General features: G+C 24.4%; 1 protein-coding gene. It reads right to left on the minus strand.

Going from position 1 to position 599, the window contains the following annotated elements; genetic code table 11:
• Positions 1-89 precede the first annotated feature (89 nt).
• Positions 90-593 (minus strand): GNAT family N-acetyltransferase, encoded by a 504-nt coding sequence (locus AMO08_RS01600; protein ID WP_075484544.1) that lies wholly within the window; start codon positions 591-593, stop codon positions 90-92.
• Positions 594-599: the final 6 nt, after the last annotated feature.

The raw sequence follows: 599 nt of genomic DNA on the forward strand, positions 1-599 counted from the left end.
ATATATCAAAATTTTAATATTACTTTTATTTCGTCAATTAGAAAAAATAGAGTCCTCAAAAAAAATTTATTTAAAATTCCGTCCCAAAACTAAATATTTAAAATTTCTGTTTTAAATATTTTCATCCCTCTTGAAATATAATTATTCAATGCATTTTTATGATCTAATGAACAAGTATGAACCCAAACACGATTTATATTATTTTGAAAAGATTTTTTTACAGCCTCTGACAATAAATAAGAGCCTAATTTCTTGTTTTGATATTCTTCTAATATTCCAAAATAGGCAATTTCAGTCTCTTTTTTTTCTAAATGAAAAATTAGTTCAAAAAAGCCTACTAGATCATCGTTAAATTTAAATACATATGTTTTAACTTTTTCAGATGAAACATAAGTAATCCATTTTTCCTCTGACCAAGACAGTCTGTCCACCCATTTATGTTTTTTTCCGATTGTTTTATAAAAAAATTTATTCAATTGAAAATTAACTGGATCAATTAAACTTAATGAATAATCTTCTGAGGGCTTATATCCTTCTTTAAGATCTTGAAGTGAATTTATTTCTAAATAATTTCTTTTAACTTCCTCAGTCACTCAACC

It is taken from the genome of Candidatus Pelagibacter communis (assembly GCF_001180205.1).
GTDB classification, from domain to species: domain Bacteria; phylum Pseudomonadota; class Alphaproteobacteria; order Pelagibacterales; family Pelagibacteraceae; genus Pelagibacter; species Pelagibacter ubique_O.